The 5268-nt window shown below is 30.7% G+C and carries 5 protein-coding genes and 1 pseudogene; all 6 read left to right on the top strand.

The window, feature by feature from the left end; genetic code table 11:
• The first annotated feature begins 157 nt into the window (after positions 1–157).
• Positions 158–1138 carry an NAD(P)/FAD-dependent oxidoreductase gene (locus Q0649_RS19225; RefSeq protein WP_298845723.1) on the top strand — a complete coding sequence of 327 codons (981 nt, stop codon included), beginning with the start codon at positions 158–160 and terminating at the stop codon, positions 1136–1138.
• Positions 1139–1691: 553 nt separating this feature from the next.
• On the top strand, positions 1692–2603 hold the full coding sequence (cysK, locus tag Q0649_RS19220) for a cysteine synthase A (protein ID WP_298845721.1): 912 nt from the start codon (positions 1692–1694) through the stop codon (positions 2601–2603).
• Between the two features lie 151 nt (positions 2604–2754).
• The gene (epsC, locus tag Q0649_RS19215) at positions 2755–3339 is read left to right on the top strand and encodes a serine O-acetyltransferase EpsC (protein WP_298845719.1); all 585 of its coding nucleotides are present in this window, start codon (positions 2755–2757) and stop codon (positions 3337–3339) included.
• A gap of 13 nt (positions 3340–3352) precedes the next feature.
• Positions 3353–4345 carry a tRNA epoxyqueuosine(34) reductase QueG gene (gene queG, locus Q0649_RS19210; protein ID WP_298845725.1) on the top strand — a complete coding sequence of 331 codons (993 nt, stop codon included), beginning with the start codon at positions 3353–3355 and terminating at the stop codon, positions 4343–4345.
• 38 nt (positions 4346–4383) lie between these two features.
• Positions 4384–5091 carry a 1-acyl-sn-glycerol-3-phosphate acyltransferase gene (locus Q0649_RS19205; RefSeq protein WP_298845718.1) on the top strand — a complete coding sequence of 236 codons (708 nt, stop codon included), beginning with the start codon at positions 4384–4386 and terminating at the stop codon, positions 5089–5091.
• Positions 5092–5129: 38 nt separating this feature from the next.
• Positions 5130–5268, top strand: a pseudogene (locus Q0649_RS19200) (endonuclease III); the annotation flags it as partial.

Below are 5268 nucleotides of genomic sequence, written 5' to 3'. Positions count from 1 at the left end.
CATTGGTTGTAGGTTCGAGTCCTACTACCCCTGCCAAATAAAACCTGTGAAATTATTTTCACGGGTTTTTACGTTTTATTATAATAAAGTATTAAACTTAATATTAAGTATTACAAAATAAGGAACAGGTTAAGATGCCTGCAACTGGAGGTATATAATGCAACAATATGACATAGTGGTAATTGGAGGAGGTCCAGCAGGCCTTGCAGCTGCTATTTCAGCTAAAGAACATTATGAATGTAAGATTTTAATTTTAGAAAGAGAAAAACAATTAGGTGGAATTTTAAACCAGTGTATTCATAATGGATTTGGTAAGGATATTTTTAGTGAGGATTTGACGGGACCAGAATTTGTTCAGAAGCTTATAGATAAAATTAAGGAATTAGATATTTCATATAAATTAAACACTACTGTTTTAAATTTAAATGATGCTAAAGAAATTAATGTTGTGAACTCTGAGGTTGGGACTTTTAAAATTAGTGCAAAAACTATAATAATTGCAACTGGGTGCAGAGAGAGGCCAAGAGGATTTTCAAATCTACCAGGTAGTAGATGTGCAGGTATTTACACGGTAGGGTGTGCACAGAAATTCGTAAACATTGAAGGCTATATGCCAGGAAAAGAAATAGTTATATTAGGAACAGGAGACATTGCGTTAATAGTAGCAAGAAGACTATCAATTGAAGGTGCTAATGTAAAAGCAATAATTGAAAGCAAAAATGTTATTGAGGCCGTTGATAAAAAATTATCTGATTCGTTAAAGAATTTTAATATACCACTAAAAATGATGCATAGAGTTGTTGATATTCAAGGAAAAAGTAGAATCGAAGGTATTACTTTAGTGGAAATTGATAGCAATAATGAAGTTGTAAATGGTAGTGAGGAACGTATTTCATGTGATGCATTACTTTTATCAGTAGATTTATATCCAGATAATGAACTAGCAAAGCAGGCTAAGATAGTAGTCAATTCATCAACAGGACAAATTAAATTGAATATGAATTCACAAACAAACATAGGTGGTATTTTTGCGTGTGGAGGGGTAGTTCAGGGGTATGCTTTTCATGAAAGTGTGGTAAAACAAAGCTGTGCTATAGGCGAAATTGCATCATTATATGCAAACAACTCTGAGATTTAATAAAACAAAAGAAATACTATTGACATATTATAATGTTAAGAATATAATAAAGAAAAGTAATTCATACTGAAATACTAGGAGATACTAGGAGATACTAGAAAATACTAAGAAGAAGGAAAGTAATATAGGAAAAATTTACAGAGATAGAGTCCAAAGCTGAGAAGACTCTTAAAGGAAAACTATATGAAGTGCCCTTTGGAGTTATGCACCGAATTAGTAATGCGATAGTATATAACAAGTGAAAATATTGTTGTTTATTATTGTATGGTTTTGGTAGGCTGCATCGGGACTCGCCCGTTATAGTGATTGAGCATAACATTGTGCTTGAAAAAGTGGCGTTATAATCATTTTGGTGATTATAACTTAGAGTGGGACCACGAAGTAAAACTTCGTCTCTAATAGTAGAGGAAGTTTTTTTTGTACCCAAAAACATATGAAATATTACAATAATAAACATATATGTGTCTCTTTGTAAATTCATAAGATTATATATGTAAAAATACGGATAATTTTTAAGACAAGTAACTTATTAAAAAAATGGAGGAATATTATTATGATGTATAACAATGTTTTAGATATGATAGGTGGAACACCAGTTCTAAAGTTGAATAGACTAGTTAAGGGTGACGTGGCTGATGTATATGTGAAATTAGAAAAATATAATCCAGCTGGAAGTATTAAAGATAGGGCTGCACTAGGCATGATAGAAAAAGCTGAAAAATTAGGATTACTAAAGGAAGGCTTTACAATAGTTGAACCAACTAGTGGAAATATGGGGATAGCTTTGGCAATGATTGGTAGAATTAAGGGATATGATGTAATTATTGTAATGCCAGATAGCATGAGTGTTGAAAGACGTAGCTTAATAAAAGCATATGGCGCACAACTTGTGCTTACAGATGGTTCAAAGGGAATGAAGGGTGCTATAAATAAAGCAAAAGAAATATCAGATGGAGATTCTAAATTCTTTTTACCACAACAATTTATTAATATAGCGAATCCAGAAAAACATTACGAAACCACTGCACAAGAAATTTTTAGTGATATATCAGATGTAGATGTTTTTGTAGCAGGAGTCGGAACTGGTGGAACAATTACTGGAGTGGGCAAAAAATTAAAAGAATTTAATAAGGAAATTAAAATTGTTGCAGTTGAACCAGCGAAATCCCCAGTATTATCTGGCGGTGAACCTGGACCACATAAAATACAAGGTATAGGAGCAGGATTTACACCAGATATTTATGATAGCAGTGTAATTGATGAAATAATGCAAATAACTGATGAAGAAGCTTTCGATATAGCAAAAAGGCTTGCTAAAGAAGAAGGTATCTTAGTAGGAATTTCTACAGGAGCTAATGTTGCGGCAGCAATAAAAATTGCTAAAAAATTAGGTAAAGGCAAAAAAGTTGTTACTGTTGCTCCAGACGGAGGAGAAAAGTATATTTCAATGGGTATTTATGACTAATTAGGGTAAAATCTAAACATTTATTTCTACTCTATAGATAAAAAAACACATAGAAATAGACTGATGTGAGGGTTTAAGAATATACAAATTTATATTTTTAAATATGAATTTGAATGTTTACAAACTATAACTCTATAGGAGGAATTAATGTATGTTTAAGACGTTACGATATGATATAAATAATATATTAGAAAAGGATCCAGCAGCTAAAAATTGGGTTGAAGTAATATTATTATATCCTTGTATTCATGCTGTAATAATATATAGAATAGCCCATATATTATATAATCATAAAATATTTTTTATAGCTAGGGCTATATCCCAGGGGGCTAGATTTTTTACTGGAATAGAAATTCATCCAGGGGCTAAAATTGGGAAAGGTTTTTTTATAGATCATGGAACAGGAGTAGTTATTGGAGAAACCACGGAAATTGGAAACAATGTAACTTTGTATCAAGGGGTTACTTTAGGTGGAACAGGAAAGGATATTGGCAAAAGACATCCTACTTTAGGGGATGATGTTATAGTTGGTGCTGGTGCAAAAATTCTTGGTCCTATCAAAATAGGAACCAGTAGTAAAATTGGTGCAAATGCTGTAGTCTTAAAAGATGTATTACCAAAGGCAACTGCAGTAGGGATACCTGCTAGAGTTATTTTCGTAAACGAATTAACAATAATTGAGATTAAAGATTATGCAGGCAATACTAAAAGAATTTACAATGATATGGTTATATAAAGGGACTGAAGATATGAGTGTTAAAGATGATATAATTGAATTTTGTGAAATAAATGGGTTAGATACAATAGGGTTTAGCGAATGTAGGATTTTTCATGAGCTAAATCCTTATTTTGATAGGAAAAAAAAATTAGATTTAGAAAATGAGTTTGAAGAGAAAGACCTAGACAAAAAGATAAATCCATTTATATATATGGAAGATGGGAAAACTATAATTTCTATTGCATTTCCATATCTGTATGATAAAGATATCAATAAAAAAATATATTTCTCAAATTACACTAGAGGAAGAGACTATCACCTTGTATTAATTGAATATATGAAAAAAATTTGCACATTTATTGAGGGGATGGGTGCAAAAGCTATGTATTTTGTAGATAGTAATGCATTACCTGAGAGATATATTGCAAGTCTAAGTGGCGTGGGATTTATAGGGAAAAATAATATGATAATAACGAAAAGGTATGGCTCATATGTTTTTTTAGGAGAAATTATAACGGATTTAGTGATAGGCCCTGATAAAAGAGTTACGCAAAAATGTGGTAATTGTGAAATATGTCTGTCAGCATGTCCTACAAGTGCTATAGTTAAAGGGAAAGTTGGAATAAATAATAACTCTAATATATGTTTGTCCTATATAACTCAAAAAAAAGATATAGAGGATTTTTGGTTTGATAAATTAGATGGTAGGTTATTTGGCTGTGATACTTGTCAGAGAGTTTGTCCCTACAATAAAGAAGTTGAATTAAGTGTTATTAAAGAATTTAAACCATATAAATATATGAAAACACCTAATTTGAATGAATTAATAAATATTGATAATAAATCATTTAAAGATAATTATAAAATAACCTCTTGTGGGTGGAGAGGTAAAAATATTATTAAAAGGAATGCAATTATTAATGCGCTTTTTATTGAAAAGGTTAAAATTATGACCATAGAGAAGGATACATCACCTTATATAAAAGATTATTATTATAGACTTTTAAAGTTTTTCAAATTATAATATTTTTATAGTCATTATTTATGAAAGGTGGAATTTAGATGCTTTCGAAATCTGCGTTAGGAATAATAAACGTTTTACCAGATAGAGTTGTATCATTTATAGCTAAAAGATTATTAGATTCATATATTAACAAATATGCAAATATTAAAACTCACGGAATGGAGAAAATTAAGGATATAAAGTCGCCTATAATTTTCATATGCAATCATTTAAGCAATGCAGATGGTATAATCTTGAACAAGTTATTAAAGGATGATAATGTAACTTTTTTAGCAGGAGTAAAGTTAACAGATAATAGGCTTACTAAATTAGGCTTTTTTGTAGCGAAAACTATACAAGTGCATCCTAATTCGCCAGATAAAGATGCTATATCTAAGATAGTAAGTACGCTAAAACAAGGTAATAATATTATGATGTTTCCAGAAGGGACAAGAAGTAGAAGTGGAAAGATGATAGAGGGTAAGAGAGGCATTATATTAATGGCTAAATTATCAAAAGCAACAATTCTTCCAATGGGTATTTGGGGAACAGAGAAATTGTTGCCAATTAGCGAAAAAGATATGGCACTCGAAAAATTTCATCATGCTGATGTAAATATTAGTATAGGTGATCCTATTACATTACAACCTAAGGAGAAAGATGAAGCTCGAGATGAATATTATGATAAGGTTATGAATGAAATAATGTCGGGTGTAGCAGTGTTACTTCCAGAGCAGTATCGGGGAGTATATTCTCAAATTAAATAGATAATAATAATTTAAGTAGTAAGAAGTAGGTGATTTATATAAATAAAAAAACAATTAAGAGTGTTCTTAAAATTCTTAGTGAAACATATGCAGGTGTAAAGTGTGGTCTTGATTTTACAAACCATTATGAGCTTTTAGTATCAACAATATTATCAGCTCAATGTACAGATGTAAGGG

Origin of the sequence: uncultured Clostridium sp. (genome assembly GCF_937920395.1) — a bacterium.
Lineage (GTDB): Bacteria > Bacillota > Clostridia > Clostridiales > Clostridiaceae > Clostridium_AD.
This window is presented reverse-complemented; position numbering and strand designations above follow the sequence as displayed.